This is a genomic window from Vibrio sp. HI00D65 (assembly GCF_001635455.1).
Lineage (GTDB): Bacteria > Pseudomonadota > Gammaproteobacteria > Enterobacterales > Vibrionaceae > Vibrio.
The window spans coordinates 1-17051 of the sequence record NZ_LWEH01000013.1 but is presented as its reverse complement, the minus strand read 5'-3'; the positions used below and the strand labels follow the sequence as shown (position 1 = coordinate 17051).

At 44.0% G+C, this 17051-nt stretch carries 19 protein-coding genes and 1 pseudogene; 6 read left to right on the top strand and 14 right to left on the bottom strand.

What is annotated here, in order from left to right:
- Positions 1–155 precede the first annotated feature (155 nt).
- Together A3712_RS03245 and A3712_RS03240 are read right to left on the bottom strand one after the other, a co-directional pair.
- Entirely contained in the window at positions 156–1718 is a 1563-nt protein-coding gene (locus A3712_RS03245; RefSeq protein WP_063522268.1) for a glutamate synthase-related protein, read from the bottom strand.
- 203 nt (positions 1719–1921) lie between these two features.
- Entirely contained in the window at positions 1922–2479 is a 558-nt protein-coding gene (locus A3712_RS03240) for a DUF1439 domain-containing protein (RefSeq protein WP_063522267.1), read from the bottom strand.
- A 162-nt stretch (positions 2480–2641) separates the two neighbouring features.
- Between A3712_RS03240 and A3712_RS03235 the strand changes: the two genes are divergently transcribed.
- From A3712_RS03235 to A3712_RS03220, 4 genes are all read left to right on the top strand, one after another.
- Positions 2642–3028: a thiol-disulfide oxidoreductase DCC family protein gene (locus A3712_RS03235; RefSeq protein ID WP_063522266.1), complete on the top strand. Its 387-nt coding sequence runs from the start codon at positions 2642–2644 to the stop codon at positions 3026–3028.
- A gap of 221 nt (positions 3029–3249) precedes the next feature.
- Positions 3250–4593, top strand: coding sequence for an ABC1 kinase family protein (locus A3712_RS03230; protein ID WP_063522265.1), 1344 nt, complete (start codon positions 3250–3252; stop codon positions 4591–4593).
- Positions 4594–4676: 83 nt separating this feature from the next.
- A complete protein-coding gene (locus A3712_RS03225) occupies positions 4677–5222 on the top strand; it encodes a glutathione peroxidase (protein WP_063522264.1) in 546 nt (181 codons plus the stop codon).
- Positions 5219–5686, top strand: coding sequence for a DUF3429 domain-containing protein (locus A3712_RS03220; RefSeq protein WP_063522263.1), 468 nt, complete (start codon positions 5219–5221; stop codon positions 5684–5686). Before A3712_RS03225 ends, A3712_RS03220 begins: the two co-directional genes overlap by 4 nt.
- 54 nt (positions 5687–5740) lie before the next feature.
- Here A3712_RS03220 and A3712_RS26480 read toward each other — a convergent pair.
- The 7 genes and pseudogenes from A3712_RS26480 to A3712_RS03190 form a co-directional block, all read right to left on the bottom strand.
- Positions 5741–6194 (bottom strand): annotated as a pseudogene (locus A3712_RS26480) (GNAT family N-acetyltransferase).
- 33 nt (positions 6195–6227) lie between these two features.
- Entirely contained in the window at positions 6228–7004 is a 777-nt protein-coding gene (locus tag A3712_RS03215; protein ID WP_063522262.1) for a phosphotransferase family protein, read from the bottom strand.
- Between the two features lie 36 nt (positions 7005–7040).
- On the bottom strand, positions 7041–8021 hold the full coding sequence (locus A3712_RS03210; RefSeq protein ID WP_063522261.1) for a phosphotransferase enzyme family protein: 981 nt from the start codon (positions 8019–8021) through the stop codon (positions 7041–7043).
- 21 nt (positions 8022–8042) lie between these two features.
- The gene (locus tag A3712_RS03205; RefSeq protein WP_063522260.1) at positions 8043–8657 is read right to left on the bottom strand and encodes a LysE family translocator; all 615 of its coding nucleotides are present in this window, start codon (positions 8655–8657) and stop codon (positions 8043–8045) included.
- Positions 8658–8782: 125 nt separating this feature from the next.
- On the bottom strand, positions 8783–9100 hold the full coding sequence (locus A3712_RS03200; RefSeq protein WP_063522259.1) for a hypothetical protein: 318 nt from the start codon (positions 9098–9100) through the stop codon (positions 8783–8785).
- Between the two features lie 74 nt (positions 9101–9174).
- Positions 9175–10611, bottom strand: coding sequence for a lipopolysaccharide biosynthesis protein (locus A3712_RS03195; RefSeq protein ID WP_063522258.1), 1437 nt, complete (start codon positions 10609–10611; stop codon positions 9175–9177).
- Positions 10612–10627: 16 nt separating this feature from the next.
- Complete coding sequence (locus A3712_RS03190) at positions 10628–11554, bottom strand: glycosyltransferase family 2 protein (RefSeq protein WP_063522257.1); 927 nt, start codon at positions 11552–11554, stop codon at positions 10628–10630.
- Positions 11555–11860: 306 nt separating this feature from the next.
- Here A3712_RS03190 and A3712_RS03185 point away from each other — a divergent pair, with 306 nt between their 5' ends.
- The gene (locus tag A3712_RS03185) at positions 11861–13006 is read left to right on the top strand and encodes a glycosyltransferase (protein WP_063522523.1); all 1146 of its coding nucleotides are present in this window, start codon (positions 11861–11863) and stop codon (positions 13004–13006) included.
- Between the two features lie 101 nt (positions 13007–13107).
- Here A3712_RS03185 and A3712_RS03180 read toward each other — a convergent pair whose 3' ends face one another.
- From A3712_RS03180 to A3712_RS03160, 5 genes are all read right to left on the bottom strand, one after another.
- On the bottom strand, positions 13108–13890 hold the full coding sequence (locus A3712_RS03180; protein WP_063522256.1) for a ribonuclease H family protein: 783 nt from the start codon (positions 13888–13890) through the stop codon (positions 13108–13110).
- A gap of 81 nt (positions 13891–13971) precedes the next feature.
- Positions 13972–14277 (bottom strand): NIPSNAP family protein, encoded by a 306-nt coding sequence (locus A3712_RS03175; protein ID WP_063522255.1) that lies wholly within the window; start codon positions 14275–14277, stop codon positions 13972–13974.
- A gap of 46 nt (positions 14278–14323) precedes the next feature.
- Positions 14324–14653 (bottom strand): AzlD domain-containing protein, encoded by a 330-nt coding sequence (locus A3712_RS03170; RefSeq protein WP_063522254.1) that lies wholly within the window; start codon positions 14651–14653, stop codon positions 14324–14326.
- A 2-nt stretch (positions 14654–14655) separates the two neighbouring features.
- Positions 14656–15384: an AzlC family ABC transporter permease gene (locus A3712_RS03165; protein WP_063522253.1), complete on the bottom strand. Its 729-nt coding sequence runs from the start codon at positions 15382–15384 to the stop codon at positions 14656–14658.
- A 103-nt stretch (positions 15385–15487) separates the two neighbouring features.
- The gene (locus A3712_RS03160) at positions 15488–16321 is read right to left on the bottom strand and encodes an AraC family transcriptional regulator (protein ID WP_004739967.1); all 834 of its coding nucleotides are present in this window, start codon (positions 16319–16321) and stop codon (positions 15488–15490) included.
- A 248-nt stretch (positions 16322–16569) separates the two neighbouring features.
- Here A3712_RS03160 and A3712_RS03155 point away from each other — a divergent pair, with 248 nt between their 5' ends.
- Positions 16570–16875, top strand: a complete 306-nt coding sequence (locus tag A3712_RS03155) for a hypothetical protein (protein WP_063522252.1) — start codon at positions 16570–16572, stop codon at positions 16873–16875.
- Positions 16876–17051: the final 176 nt, after the last annotated feature.

The window sequence follows — 17051 nt, the reverse complement described above, 5'->3', positions numbered from 1 at the left end:
AACCTCAAGTTAACTTGAGGTAAAGCGATATTCTTAAAAAAACAGGAAATAATTTAAACGTGCTTATCAAGCAATGATTTATAATAGGTAAATGGTTGAATGGAGAAAACAAGCACACTCACAAATCCAGTGAGTGTGCTTTATTGATGTACTATTTATTTGAATGGATTTAGTGGACCAACACCAGAATAGGCAACGCCCGATAGTTCTGCCATTTCACGATTCCATGTCGCCAAATCGTGAGGGTTAAATTGATTCAGGTGCTCATGTCCACACGCTCTCGCCATCACTTGCATTAGCTCTGTCGACGCCTCGAAGAAGTTTTTAAGCTGATTCGAGGCCTTGTCAACATTTAAACGCTGGCGTAAGTCGGCCTTTTGAGTCGCAATACCCGCCGGGCAATTATTAGTGTTACACATTCTCGCCGCCACACACCCTATCGACTGCATAGCGCTGTTTGAAATAGCAACACCATCTGCGCCAAGTGCCATCGCTTTCACAAAGTCCATCGGCACGCGTAAACCGCCCGTGATGATCAATGTGACTTGGTCACTAACACCTTGTTTATCAAGGTAGGCTCTAGCGCGAGCCAAAGCTGGAATCGTTGGCACACTGATATGATCTCGGAACATTTCTGGCGCAGCCCCAGTACCGCCGCCTCGACCGTCTAAAATGATATAATCGGCACTGGCATCCAATGCGAACTGAATGTCTTCTTCGATATGGTTAGCACTTAGTTTAAAGCCAATTGGGATACCGCCCGTCACTTCTCGAACTCGGTCGGCGAATTTCTTGAAATCCGCTGCGGTTTTTAGTCCTTTAAAAGTAGGAGGAGAAATTGCCGCAGTGCCCGCTTCAATGCCACGTACTTCCGCGATCTTACCGATATTCTTCACACCAGGCAGATGCCCACCCGTTCCAGTTTTTGCGCCTTGCCCACCTTTAAAATGGAAGGCTTGAACGTTTTTGAGCTTAGCTTCATCGTAACCAAACTGAGCACTGGCTAGCTCATAAAAGTAACGAGAATTGGCCGCCTGTTCTTCCGGCAACATACCGCCTTCCCCGGAGCAGATCCCAGTTCCAGCAAGTTCAGCCCCCGTAGCCAAAGACACTTTCGCCTCCTCAGATAGCGACCCAAAACTCATGTCCGATACAAACAGCGGAATATTGAGCTTAAGTGGTTTTCTGGCGTTAGGACCAATAATCAGTTCCGTTCCTACTGGCACATTTTCCAATAAAGGCTTAGTGGCCATTTGCGCAACCATCACTTGAATGTCATCCCAGTGAGGCAAGAGGTGCCTAGGTACACCCATAGAAGTCATAGGCCCATGATGTCCTACTTTGGACAAACCATCACGCGCTAACTGATGAATAAACTCCACAGTAGGCTCTTCTTTGGTTGCGGTTGCCGCAGGAGATAAATCAGGGGCTGCCGCTTGAATATGAACTTCAGGGCCTTCTTGCCCAACTTGCTCCGCAGTGAACTTTTTATGAGTGCCATCGCAAAAAGGAAGATTGTTAGAATACTTACAGCGACACAGGTAGGCATCACCGTCCTCTTCGGCAACAAAGCTTTTCGGTTTAAACCCTGTACCGGCATGAGAACCGTCACAAAACGGTTGGCTTTTCGATTTTCCACAGGTACAGAAGTAGCACTCCTCCCCCTTGGTCAACTCTACTTTGACGGGTTTGTTATCCGCAATTACTGGACTCTTCATAGTTCGCTCACCTTTTCTTTCTTATGATTTGATGACTGAATCGATGACTTGCTCACAAGAGTAAAGTAAAGGTGAGATACGCGGCTAATTCAATAAATGGCCCATTAGATAGAGTTAGTGAACCAACTCGATAGAAGGAAAAATGGCCGCCCAGTAGGCAGCCATTATGTGCGATAGCTTAGTAGAAACGAATATACGTGGGATTAATCAAACAACTCAATGACCAGTTTGTTATCTCGGATTACCAGATTCGGTTCTGATGACTTGATCAGCGACTCTTGAACCTTGTTGCTATCCAGTTTGTAAACTGGAGATTGAGACAAAGCAAAACCGATCATTGATACCGCAGGCTTAAGCAGCTTTTCAATCTCAGGAGATAGCTGTTGTTCCTTCTCTTCAAATCGCTCTAGACGCAACGACTTTAGGTATACTTCACCACTTTCCTTATCATATTCAGGAATCGCACTGAATTCTAAATCTAGGTCCAACCCCATATTCGGCATATTGAAGACTTGAACTTTTGCATTGGTGTTCGCTAACACTGACACTCTCTGTTCATCTTCTCGACCAATTTTCACTTGTAGATCATCGACCGCGACTTGCGCATACATCACGCTTTGTACACCTACCTCTTGTTCAAGCATGACTGAATCAGCAAGATATTCTGTCATCTCTTGCTCGGTAATGCTGTAGCTGACACAACCATTCAAGATGAACGCGATACAGGTGATGATGAAGCGATTAATTAGCTTGGTTGTCATGTAAATTCGACTCTTAATTTCTAATTGCATGGAACGGATGTTACCTCTAGATGATATCGCAAAACAGTCGTCACACTGACAGTGTCGGATATGTAGGCAGAATGATCCACCTAATCAACATTCGCGTATAGCTTGAAAATGACAAAAATAGTAAAGAAATCAATGACTGAATTAACAATATTTTATGATGGAACGTGTCCACTGTGTGCAAAAGAGATGGCTGCGCTCGCCAAATACGATACCAAGAACAAGATCCAGACCATAGACATCTACAGTGAAGCGTTTGAAAACTATCCTCAGATTGATGCGGATGCGGCTAACACAGTGCTGCATGCTCTTGATGAGAACGGAAAGTTACTAATTGGGTTAGATGTGACCTACCAAGCATGGAACCTGGTAGGAAAAGGTTGGCTATATGCACCATTGCGTTGGGCCATGTTTAAGCCGTTTGCGGACTGGTGCTACCTAAGGTTTGCCAAGAATCGATATAAGATCTCATTCTGGCTAACCGGAAAATCACGTTGCAATGGAAACAGCTGTACGAAATAGTATTGAGTTAAGACATACCACTAGTGACTTTGTAGTAAACGATGCCAAATAGTGCAGCAAATATTAATACGGTAAGTGCGACTTTCAACCAAATAAACTTCATGCTTTGTCCTTTTCAGTCGAGTTACTGATTAAGGCGACAAGTTACCACAACAAGGCGCAAGGTTGTGTAACGATTGATAGAACTTTGTACATGACCCTTATTCCCAGAGAGAGACTTTATGTCGGCAAAAGAGAGAAACCTTCCCACTCATCGACTTTCTAGATTTAGCAAGTTCGCCTCGCTCGCGACAAGAGTCGCAGGTAACGTGCTAACAGAAGGCACCAAGCAAATCGCACAAGGCAACAGGCCCAAAGCAAAGGATTTGCTGTTAACGCCACAGAACATATCTCGCCTGACCGATCAACTCGCACACTTACGCGGTGCGGCTATGAAATTAGGACAGATGCTTTCAATGGATGCGGGGGACATCTTGGAACCGGAGTTAGCCGACATTCTTTCTCGCCTGCGCTCAGACGCTGACCCATTGCCAACAAAGCAGCTCAATCAAGTCTTAGAGAGCTCTCTTGGAAGCGATTGGAAAACCGAATTCCTTTCCTTCAACTTTAAACCGATTGCCAGTGCGTCCATCGGGCAAGTGCATCAAGCGTACAGCGATGCTGGGAACAAGCTCGCCGTCAAAGTCCAATATCCAGGGATTCGAAAAAGTATCGACAGTGATGTAGATAACGTCGGCACACTGCTCAACATTGTTGGCTTGATTCCCAAATCAGTCGACTATAAAGGTTTACTAGAAGAGGCAAAAAAACAGCTCCATGATGAAGCGAACTATGCTCGCGAGGCTGACTATGCGACTCGTTATCACAATGCATTAAAAAAGCACTCACACTTCGTCGTACCTAAGATTCATCCGCAAGTCTCTTCAGAATCAGTGCTCGCCATGGATTTCATTGAGGGCGTCTCAATAGAACAGATAGAAGGTTACAACCAAAGCACCCGTGACTTTGTAATGCACAGCTTGCTTGAGCTCCTATTCATAGAGTTGTTCGACTTTAAGATGGTGCAAACCGACCCCAATTTCGCCAACTACCTATACGTTGAAAACACCCGACAAATTGGCTTGTTGGATTTCGGGGCAACCCGTGAATACAGTGACCGCTTCAGCGAGGGTTATCGTTTGGCCTTTTCCTCTGTCATTAACAATGACGAGCAAGGGCTCAATAAAGCGCTGGAGCAGATTGGATTCTTCAGCGAGACAATTCTTCCTGAACAACGCCAAGCGATTCTAAATCTGGTGAAGATGGCTTGTGAGCCGATGTTAGTAGACGAAGACTACGACTTCAAAGCAAGTGGGTTAGCGCAACGTCTTCGTGAAGCCGGCACCATTCTGAGCATGGAACAAGAATATTGGCACACCCCACCCGCCGATGCGCTGTTCTTACACCGAAAAATCGGAGGTATGTATCTACTCGCGGCTCGCCTTGGTGCGAAAGTGAATATCAGTCGTTTGGTCACTCCATATCTTATCTCAGAGCACAAATGTGCAACTAAAAGCGCGAGTTAATGGGCCAGAAATACTACGCAAAGTGATCATTTTATCGTGCTCAAGAGTAATAACCATTACGCCAACTAAAATGAGCCAACCCTATGAAATGTTCACTACTTTGCTCAATCGCCCTGATCACAAGCCTCACGAGTTCCACCGCTTTTGCAGCGAGCTGTCCCGAGATACTCAGTGGCAAGCAACGCTTACTAAATTCAACCGAAGAAATCGCGCTGTGCGATGAATTTAAAGGCAAGACTCTGTTGGTGGTAAATACAGCGAGCCAATGTGGCTTCACTCCACAGTTTGAGCAACTCGAGCAACTTCATCAAACCTACAAAGACCAAGACTTCACCGTTATCGGTTTCCCAAGTAATGATTTTCGCCAAGACAAGGGAAGCGAAAAGAAGACGGCAAAGGTTTGTTACTTAGACTATGGCGTGACCTTCCCAATGATGGCGCGAGCTTCACTGTCTGGTAGCAACGCCAACCCCGTGTTTGCGGAGATACAACAACAAGCAGGCGTAACGCCCAAATGGAACTTTTACAAATTCTTGATCAGTAAAGAAGGTAAAGTCGTCGCTACCTTCCCTAGCTCCACATCACCAGTGAGCGCTACGCTCAAAAACGCAATCGAGCAACAACTATGAGGGCGGGTTACATGGCAACAACTCAAACCCGTAACACCATGGCCAAACTGGGGTACATGGGGTTAATTCCGTTTTTATTCGGTCTTCTCCTTTCGCTCACCAACAGCCAATTTATGGGGATAAGCGGTGAAACGCTCTTCATCACCTACAGCGTGGCTATTTTGAGCTTTCTTTCAGGGATCTTGTGGGCAAATGGCATTGAAAACTTTGCAAGCCAATCAAGTAACAAAGCACTGCTACTAAGCAACGTGATTGTTCTTGTCGCTTGGCTGGCAGTATTGCTTGGCGAACAAAAAGAGCTGGTGACAACTCTGATTCTCATCTTTGGTTATATTGCGGTTTGGCGAGCTGAAAGGACAATGAGAGAAGAGAACCAGAGCCAAGGTCCTGATGGTTACTTTGATATGAGGACTCGACTCACCTCTAGTGTCGTGTTAATGCACGGTATCGTGATGCTGACTTAGGGCTAAGAGATTGTCTTTGAAGCTTGAACCTTTGATTTAGTTAAGCGCCTTTGATTAAAAACCGTAAACAAAATAGATGATGAGCTGCATCACCAACCTCGGCTCATCATCACCAATGCAGTTTTCTTCCTGTTTGATCGTAGAAAACCCCATCGAAGCGTAGAGCACGTAACAGGATGTGTTGCTTGGATGTACAGTGAGTAAAAGCGTAGCGTCTCGGTGCACCTGCTCAACCGCCTATTGCATCAGTTTCCTGCCAATTCCCATACCACGATAATTCGGGTCTACCGCTAATGATAGGACCCAAATCTCATTATGCTTGTCAGTGGTTGTCGTTAAGGCATAGCCCGCAATCTTTGAGTCTTGCTTAGCAACTAATAGGCCTTTTCCCCAGCAATCAAATGCCTGACGAATGAAAAATTGCGGACAGGCATGGTTACCAAACGAAGCATGTTCAAGCTAGTAAATTTCAGCCAGTTCCTTGTTTTTCCGCACAGAAAATATTCATAGATAGACTTTTATAGATTTGGCTTCACCCTTGTTACAGCTGACCTTCCACCGTAGTGAGCCAAGTTGGTAATCGCTTCCTATACCATTCAAGATACTTCGACGCATCTGAAATATCACGCGTGACTAATAGGTTCGTCACTTCAACAACGATCCAGCTTTTCGCGATGATCAATTGCCTTATTAAATCTTCTCGTGAAACCAGATTGTTATGAGGCAGGTACTGGTCAACAATACACTCATAATCCGACAGAGTGCCCATTTGAGAAACGAGCGGTGCCAAATCGATAGCTGGGCTGCCATAACCAAAACGCTCCCAATCAAATAAAACAATCTGACCATTGTCTCTCTTTCCCCAGTTTCCCTGGTTTGTGTCACCCGAAACCAAGGTGTTATGGTGAAACAAAGCATCACTAAACTTCTGGATATGCAGTAAGCTGTCTTGAGTCACTTCAGGTAAATTCAGAGACGCTAGTGCAGCTTCAGTATCACTGGTACTCCATCTATGCTCTTTCACTTTAAAACTCGGTGAGTATTGAGACTGATGAATACGAGATAGTTGCTGAAACAGCTCAGAAGTCGTTTGAAGCTCATTTAGTGTAAAAGAGTGAGGAATATACTCGATGAACAGAGTATCTCCCTCCACCGCCAACAATGTAGGGCTGTGCACGCCAGATAAATGTTGCGCAGCATGTTGGTAAAAAGAAATCTCAACCTCACCCGCCCCTTGCTTTCGAATACAAGGTACGCCGTTACGATTTACAAGAGTGACCTTAGCCGAACCCATTTTAGATAGGTCTTTGTTACTCATTAGAGCTCCCTAAAAATACAATGAAACGCCTTTCCTTTATCGCTTATTTTCCAAGCGCGCCTCTATCAATGACCATTGCTGAGCAAAAGGCAAAAAGTTCTTATGAGGTATGAATTTACGTGCGGCTAAGTTCTGTTTTAAATACACCTCTTCCAACGCCCAAATATGGTGGTCAGCAAAAATGCCCCAAGCACAGACGCCATCAATGATACTCGCTTTTGAAAGATCATTAATGGACAGGTAACCGCTAACAAATTCGACCGACTTCTTCACATCCATATCAAACATGTACATGCAAGCCCGAGCTATTTCGTAGGCAGGTGGCATATATTGAACCAAGTCCCAATCGATGATACCGCTCACCTTAGAGCGATTATCAAAGAAGAGATTATAATGATGGAAGTCGCCGTGAATGAGTACTCGCTCGGTTTTGGTCTGATAAGAGTGGACGCAGTGGTCACTTGCTAAAAAACAACGTTGCTGCATAGACCTTCGCAGCGCCCAAGCATCCTCAACGTTTTGCTCCCCTTTTGCTTCGATAGCAGCAATGATCTTATCAAGACGCTGCAGCCATTGTTCTCTATTCCATGACAGTTGAATTACTGGAAATATCTCGTTTTGCATTACATTTCGAGGGTAGAGACTCAACTGACGATGAAGCTTAGCAAGGGTAATACCGGCTTCGAATGCATGCTTATCTGTCAAAGCATGCTTTTCAATCAACGAACCATGAGCCTTTGGAAACAATGCATGGTATTCACCATTGGCCTCAACAAAGCTTTGCCCATCTGAAGTGAGACAAGGCGAAACGACAGTGGGTACTTTTTGAGATAAAAAGAACAGCAGTTTATGCTCATTCATTATACGGCTGGCATCATGGGCCCGGTACTTCCTCAAAAAGAAAGCTGGCGTGGATTCAACCTTATACACCGAGTTGTTTGCCCCAAGAGTAACTTCAGCTAAGGACATATGGGGTTTGGTTTCTGGCCAATGAGAAAGGATTTCTGTACTTACCATATTACTTTCAGCCCTGATTCGTTACTGTCGACTCACCAACAGATTAGCACCGGATAGAGCAAGAAAAACCGAGCACGCTTTGTTAAAACGCTTCGCCATTTGCGGCTTGGAGAACCAATTTCTGAGGTATAAACCAAAGGCAGCATAGATAGATATTGCGAGCAGCTCTAGCACTAGGAATGTGCTACCTAGAATGAAGAACTGTGTGTTTACATTGGCTGAAACATCAACGAATTGAGGCAGAAATGCGGTAAAGATGAGTATCGCTTTGGGGTTACCAGCTGCAAGGGCGAACTCTTGTTTCACTAGACCAAACCTGTTTTTATTGCGTTCGATGCCTACGACAGGGCTGGCTTGTGAACGCCATAGGTTGAACGCGATCCACAATAGATACATTGCGCCAAAAAGTTTGATCAGGAAGAACAAGGTTTCAGAAGTATAAAGAACGACAGCCAAGCCAGACGCCGCCAACGCGATCATTCCAGAGAAAGCAAAGATTCTACCTAACCCTGCGATAAATGCAGCTTTAAAGCCATAGCAACGGGCATTATTCATCGACAAAAGATTATTTGGGCCAGGCGTCATGTTCAGCGCAAAGCACGCTGGAATAAACAGCAGCAACTTCCATATTTCCATTGGTGTGTCCTAGTTTCAATATTCCAAGGCAATTGAATCAGAAAGTAAAGATTTCCCTTCTAACTGAAGTTTATCTTTTTGCAAAGACATAACAAGAAATAACGGTCAGCCATCGTCACTTTCAACTAATTCTCAAAGAATTTTTCATATTCTGGAGTCGATAGGTTTTTAGCAACGCCCATTTCACCCACGAAGTAGATTGCGCTGGTTATCGTATCTATCGTTGGATTCGATTCACGTTCAGGAAAATCCCCCGCAGAAGAAACTAATTGTGGTTCGGATATCGAATTACAAACAAGACTGTTACAAACGCTTTGTTGCATTTCCAAAGATGGGAGCTCTGGGACATCAAAATGGTGAGACAATAAATCTTGGCTGACAAGCTCAGCAGAAGCATAAGACAGAGTTGAGCAAAACGCTGAAAGTACAATCCACTTATTCATATATCTTTCCATAGATAGTATTCATTGAATTTATAAATACTATCTAACTCAGTCAATAATGAACAGCGTTTTATTTAGTTGGCGTGTGACTGTTTTCCCGGTGTGAGCTTATCAAGCAAAGCCTGAGGAATAACGATCACCGAATATTTCACAAAGGCCACCAGCGTAATCAATGCGATAACAGTTCCTAAAACAAACTCATGGACATCGACCAACATCAGCCCTAAAACACGGTCACAAACAATAGCAACAATGGCAACACTGATTGCAGTTATCCATCTACGATGCTCATAAGGTAAACGCTCCATCGATTGGCTAACAAAATACAGAAGCAGTAGCCTCAAAGTATAAATAGCACACAGAACCGCAATCACGCCCCACACTCCATATATTGGAGTAATGGTAAAATAACCGATTGCCGCCAATACCGCACAACCGCCTTGGATCCACATCTGAGATTGACTTGAATGACCGCTGAAACAACCTAAGTTGAGATAGTCGCCCGCACTTTTAATAACAGCGATGGCCAGCAGTGCCACCACAATAACTCCAGCCTGGTGATAACTGCTCGGTAAAATAAGAGAAATGAACCCTGGGACAGTCAAAATCATCAAGCCTCCCAACACTATGGCGAAGTTAACTCCAGTTAATGCTTTGTCAGCACACATTTTACTGCCGCCGGGCTGCTGAAGTATGACGACCCGGTTAGGGAACCACCAAAGTGCGTAAGGTTGTAAAAGTAAACCTAGAATTAATGCAAATTTACCACTAACGGCATAAACAGCCAGCTCCTCTACCCCGATAAAAGTAACCATTACCCAACGATCTAAACCTGTAACCATGTAAATCGATGCTCCACCAACCAAAGTCGGCAAACCAAATTTCAAAATTTTCGCGGAATGCTTCAAACAACCCAGACTCCCCATTTGCTGCCATTGATAACGCGTCAGACAAAGCATCAATACCACACTAGAAACCGCGGAAGAAATCAGCACACCATCGATACCATAACCAGCCTCAAGTAACATAATTGTCATAACTGCCTGAACACCAGTTTTCAATACATTAAGTTGGCAAAAGGGTTTCGCCAACTCATTCATTCGCATTAAAGTCAAAGGGATCGATATAATTCCATCCAACGCCATAGGAAAAAGAAGGAGGGCAATCTGGTATGGTTGAAATTCCACAGGCAGAATTCGTAGCAGTAGCGGCATACTCAACCCAATAAGCATACAGCCTAATAGGCACACCACTAAACTGAGCGTGAAGCAGTTCGATATGAGCTTTCGCTTTTCATCGCCTACAGCGACACCAACATAACGATACATCGACTCAACAATACCAAAGCTGAACAATATCGTACCGATGTCTACGAGCAAAACAATCGCTTCTAGGGAACCGTATTCTGCCAAGGTCATTTTGTGAGTTATGTAAGGGAGCATCACCAATGATACCCCTTTCATCATCAATATGCCGACAGCGTAATAGGCAGACTGTTTTAATGAACCCATACGAGTCACCGCTCCCTTACCATGCAGGTTTTAGGAAACTCATACAGTCACCTATCAAGTGTCGCAATGTACGTTTTTGAGGGGCCATCACTAAAGAACGAAAGCTGTAGACAAGAGCCTGTCTGTTCTGTTGTAAGCCTCGATAATAGTCTGCATAGCCCTCTAATATTCTCGCATTTGCAACTTTAAAACTAGACTGAGATAAATCCCAATGCTGGCTGTTGCTTTGATAGCGCTGAAGAATAGTCTCTATAAAAACTAAATTTCTGAGCTTGAGGTCTTCAGTTCGAGTCACTGATGTTGCTCTCATTAAGTAGCCCACTTCAATAGAGTTCAACACACCAACCTGATGGTTTTCACTTATTCGAAGCCACAACTCCCAATCTTCCCCATACTTGATGTCTGCATTAAAGCTATCGGTTTGAGAAAACACATCTGCTTTAAGCATGACGGTCGATGTACCAATAACGTTGTTTTCAATAATGAATTCTAATGGGTTATCGATGTTGATGAACTGCTCTTCTCGGTTTTGGAATTGCGACCAATAACTAAAGCAATCAACAATGACTTCGTAGTCCTCTGTAAGGTGCTCGTAGTTAGTAAAACTCATTGTCATGTCTGGGCACCGTTGGTGAAACTCGAGTTGGCGCTCAATTTTCTCAGGAAACCAGAAATCGTCAGCGTCTAAAAAAGCAATAAACTCCCCTGTCGCTTTCTCAATACCGAGGTTTCTAGCCTGAGGCGCACCAACGCCTGAGGTCGTCAGCGTGATGATTCGATCATCCTCTAAAGAATCTAAGTAGGTGGACGTTCCGTCGTTACTGTTGTCATCAATGATAATGATTTCAACATCTTGATGGGTCTGTTGTAACACGCTACCAATTGCCTTTGGTAGATAGTTCAAGCAGTTATAGGTTGGGATAATAGTACTCACTTTAGCCATAGTGACGATCACTCAATTATTCGTTATACAGCTAACAGTGCATCTTCTATGCCGAGTTCAGAAAACAATTGGAGTTCATTCATATCAGCCACTTACAGCTCTATTCGCAAAATGACAACGGAGAATAACGTGCCAGCAAGCACACAATTCAAAATTGATTTCCATTTTGAGAAAAATAGGGGTAAACGACGCATAAGAGTAAGAAAAGCATCAAAAAGTCGCTCAAACAAGAGCTTTCGTATTGGTTCATATCTTGCTTAGTAACTGTAAATACCTTCATTAGGGAGATGGAGAGAGGTGGGGAAAGTGAAGAAAGTAGCATTTGTAGCGCCGACATATCCTGTACTCAGCGAAACTTTCATACAAACGGAAGTCGATTCGCTTAAAGAGTGCGGGCACGACGTCTGCGTAATGACATTCAAAATTGAAAGCAACGAAAAATCGTTCGACTACGACATTGTTAAAATTGGCCAAAATATCCGTGTGGGCAAAATAACCCACATCAATTGGTTAGGCTTTGTCAAAGCATTTTTATTTGTCTCAAGACAAAACAGTATGCCGAAGCCGTCTCTGTTTGCATACGGATTTAAACTCGCACTGCAATTGGCGGAGAGAGACATAGACCACGTTCATGCTCACTTCTGCCAGCATACTGCTGCTCACGCGATTGTCGCAGCTAAACTACTTAACATTACATGTTCGTTTGTCGCCCACGGACACGATGTCTATGAATACCCGTACGACATTGAACAAAAGATTTCTTCGAGTGATTTCGTGGTTGCCGTTTGTAAAGATATGCTTAACGACTTCAATAGCATGACTAAAGGGAATGTGAAACTGCTCCACTGTGGTGTGAATACCAAGCAATTTCAAATGCAACCTAAAAACGACACTAAACTCATGCGTCTAATCTTTCTCGGTCGACTGGTTGAACAAAAAGGCGTTCATCACTTGATCAATGCACTAGCTCCCATCGCACAACCGCTCAACATACATTTGGACATCATAGGAACTGGCGATTTAGAATCTCAACTCAAGATGCAAGTAGAGCTTCAGAAACTTACCCGAAACGTGACTTTCCATGGTGCTCAAGCCCACGAGTGGGTGAAAAAGAACTTATCTAACTACGATGGCTTAGTGGCGCCTTTTTGTTTTTCAAAAATAGGCTGTGTCGATACTGGCCCCGTAGTTCTGAAAGAAGCGATGGCGGTTGGCGTTCCCGTTATCACCACTAACATTATGGGTTGTAAGGAGATTGTCACTCCAGAGACTGGCTTTTTAGTGCATGCGGGAAATGTTGGTGAGTTACAAGAAATTATAGAGCATTTTGCTCAACTAAGCAGTGACGAAAGAGGCGAGATGGGTATTAGAGCCAGAGCACGCGTTGAGACTGAGTTTAACTCTATCAAGCAAGCCCAGCAGCTGTCTAACTGGATAGAGAACACCGCTTAGGGCCAGCCAAAGCTGTCGAGTAAAATAGAACATAAAACAAAGCGTTACATGCTCAAAGCGGTAACACTTTAGTTAGGTTTTGCTCTCACGAGCAGTTCATGTTAACCGGCGCGCAATGCTAAGATCTCTGCAAGATCGTCCGTTTCGGGATAACGGCTCAAACCTTGCTCCTTCGAAGAGATCGCCACGATAGACATTCGGTCAGCAAGCTCATTGCCCTCAATACCGACGTGACCGTTTACGTGGTAGATAGTAATTTGAGATGCAAGCTCTTTATAAAGTGCATAAGCGGCCTTAATGATATCGAGGTTTTTTATCTCGCCACCAGACTTAGTCCAACCCTTTTTCTCCCAGCCTGATGCCCACTTAGTGATGCAGTCTATCGAATATTTTGAGTCGCTATAAATCGCAACAGACAGACCAGTTTTCAGCTTCTCTTTTGCGAGAATAAAGGCCTGTTCTAAACCTTGTAGCTCAGCAGTATTGTTAGTCCCCATCGGTTGGTACAAGCCATACCATAGTTCAGAGAGATCATTCTTCAAATAAACCGCTAAACCCGTTCCCGCTTCGCCTGGGTTAGGTTCACAAGCACCATCAGTAAAGATTTTAATATCAAATAGCATGTCAGTAATTTGCTGCTGAGAAAGAGGTGGCGTCTTTGACTTGTTTACACCACTGGACTTCGAAAATGCAGACTTAGAGCCAGAGGCAGCTTTAGTAGCAAAAGACGATCTACCACCAAAGGCAGATTCAGCTTCTCCCAGTGTTGGAAACGATTTATATCTCGCGCCTGCAAAACCATCGACTTGCGCTTTACACTCATTCCAAGTGGTAAAGATACCCGATTTACGACCTTTCCAAACCACATAATATTTCTTAGTCAAATTAACTCCTTACCAAAAACTGACGACACAAGCAGTGAATCAATACATTAGAAGTCACCGAACCACGTCTTGCAAGGTCAATTACTCAAAAACGGGTCTAAAGAAGCTGCGCTCATAACTCACAATACAATCAACTTCATCCGCATATTCAAAAGCTCGAATACACTCCGGGTCTTTTAACGATAAGGTTCGATACTCTTCATAAGCCGCTAAACTATCGAAAGAAAACAGTGTCATCGCACTATTGTTGGCACCTTCAGATGGTAAAAAATAACCATCGTGTTGACCGCCAAATTTAGCCACCAAAGGAATCCACATTTTTGCGTAGGTCTCAAACTCCTTAATCTTTTTAGGATCAATTACATATCGAACATAACAAGTAATCATATATCGCCCTCAAATACCGAATAACACACCAAATTTAGATTAGCCATCAAGAGAATAAGAAATCAATCGCCACAAGGTTGTAGAACAAAAACACCGCCATACTGACACCAATGGTTAGCAGCACGTTGCTGGTTTTCCATATCAGCAAACCTGTCACAAGCGCCCCAATTAAATACGGGTTTTCAAAACTTGGCCAAAATGTCTGCTCTGGAGCAAACACAATCGGTCCCCAGATCGCAGTAAGTACCGCAGGGCTCGAATAACGTAATAAACGTCGCGCGGCTTGGTTAAGTCGAAGCGGAATAGCAGGCTCAAGAAATAAGTATCGGCTAAAAAACACAATCGCTGTCATCAGTAATATCGTTAACCAGATCATCTCTATTTCCCTTCCATGATTGGCTTTTTGCCGTTATTGCGCTCTTGAAATGACTCGCTGAAAAAGCCCACTAACATGCCAGCAATTGCTGCAATCATAAGCCCACCTTCAACGTTATTCACCGACATAACAACCGAGGTCACCAATGAAACCAAGACGCACACCACAACAGGCAATGTTCTGATTAACGGGAATACCAATGCAATGAAAGTCGCAGCGACCGCAAAGTCGAGACCAATTTCATTGAGGGATGGGATTTGGCTTCCAGCGACAATGCCAACGAAGCTCGCGATGTTCCAAAACAGATAAAAGCCGCCTCCAACACCCGCGGCATACCAACGATTAAACTCTTGCTGAGACTGCCCACTACAAATCGCAAACAGCTCGTCCGTTAACCAAAAGCCAAGCAATAAGCGCCAACGAGCAGGAAGGTGGCTTATCTTGTCGCGCATCGACACACTGTATAAAAAGTGCCTTGAGGTGATGAACAGCGTAGTCAGTAGCATAGTGCCAAGGCCAATGCCCGCTTTGAACATGCCTGCCGCGACCAGCTGTGCGGAGCCAGCAAACAAAATCGCTGACATTGCTTGTGCTTGCAATTGATTCAATCCAGCATCAATCGCGTATGAACCAGCTAAGATTCCCCACGGTATCACGGCGATACTCAGAGGCATTCCAGCTAAAACGCCTTTCCACAATTGTGCTCGCCAATCCATCTTTTGATTATCCATATTGTTCTTTTCTCTCTTCACATTGGCTATTCAATGTAAAACACCTGATTGGATTCGATTGTACAAACTTGCTCGATTAAGCGACCGTATTTTTCACTAACGCTCAAAGCATCTTAATGTATTGCCCCGGCGTGTAGCCATTGGCCTTTTTAAAGTGTCGATGGAAATGGCTTTGGTCGTGAAAACCACACTCTTGGGCAGTATCTGAAATGGTATGCCCTTGCTTCAGCAGCTTGCGAGAAAGCCTCAAACGAGACTGGATCTGATAAGCATGGGGAGGAAGACCAAACTCTTTCTGAAATGATCGAACTAAATGAAAGGGACTTAAGGCCGCCAATTTAGACAACTCTTCCAAAGAGACATCGGCCTGCGGGAAATCATCTAAAAACTCTTTAACCAGAACAAGTTGGCGCTGGGTTTTACTATCCAACTGAGGCTTAAGGCTCGACTTACCATGTCGGCTAATCAACTTAACCAACATCCCATACATCAAGGTTTCACGGAGCAGTCGATTATCCGATTCATCAATCGCATTAAACACCAACCTCAGTTGATTAGCGAGTTCAGGGTCTTCAACAACTGCCCTAGGGAAATAAGGGGCACCATAATTAGGAAGGTTTAGTTCTTGAGTAATTTTGGCTAGCTGCTCTGGGAGCGGGTACATGGCGCGATAAGCCCAACCGCCTTCCGTTGCCGAATGACCGCTGTGTACCTCGTCGGCATTGACCAGAATAATGGCGTCTTGTGGTGCAATATGGTGACCACCTGTGCGATAGAAACGTTGAGCGCCCTGCTCTATAACCCCAAGCGTGTACCCCTCATGGCTATGACGTGAGAAGTTCTGCTTTTCGTACTCAGCATTAAGGATTTCAATGCCGCCGAGCTCCTCAGCGACTTTATATTCGGCCTTTTCTTTAGAACGTTTCTTGTTCTCCATAACAATTCCCAAGCCTGTTAATTATCGAACGACTTATCAGTCTACTCTATAGGCTCTTTTAGCTTTTGTACAAAATTGCGCTTTTGGTCGGTAATACTATTTTTAGCTTTAGATTCAAAGCTTGCGATAATACTTTCTAATTAAGAGCGAAGTCGTGCTAGGCTGGTACTTGGCGAAAAATTGACAAATGAATGGCTAAATCATGCCAATAATTCTCACCCACCATAAGCTACCCGTAGAGAGATATAATGAAAAAAACCGTAGCACTTCTGTTCTTCTTAAGCCTAACAGGCTGCACTCACAACCAGTCAAAAGCGTTAAGCATGAACTCTTCGTCTGTGAATTCATACCCGCAGTCGATGTCGAACCTACAACTGTGCGATACCTTGTATTACGGAAGGCCGAGTAATCAAACACTGGCAGCTATTGGCAGCGAATTTAACCGAAGAGGTCTGTCAAAGCATTGGTGTGATACAGAAACCAACAAGCTTTATTTAAACAAGACAATTGACTGGGTTACTAAACAACTAGAAGGCAATGAAGATTCTAAATAAACATCGGCATTGAAACTGCCTTCGCATTAAGAAATTTAAACGTGTGGACATGATAATTGATGTTCTTCAAAAATAGTCATTACTAATACGTATTTTTAATTCTTTCATCACAAAAATTAAATATTATCTCCCGTGTTGATATCAATAAAAACCAGAGTATAGACACATAGCTTATG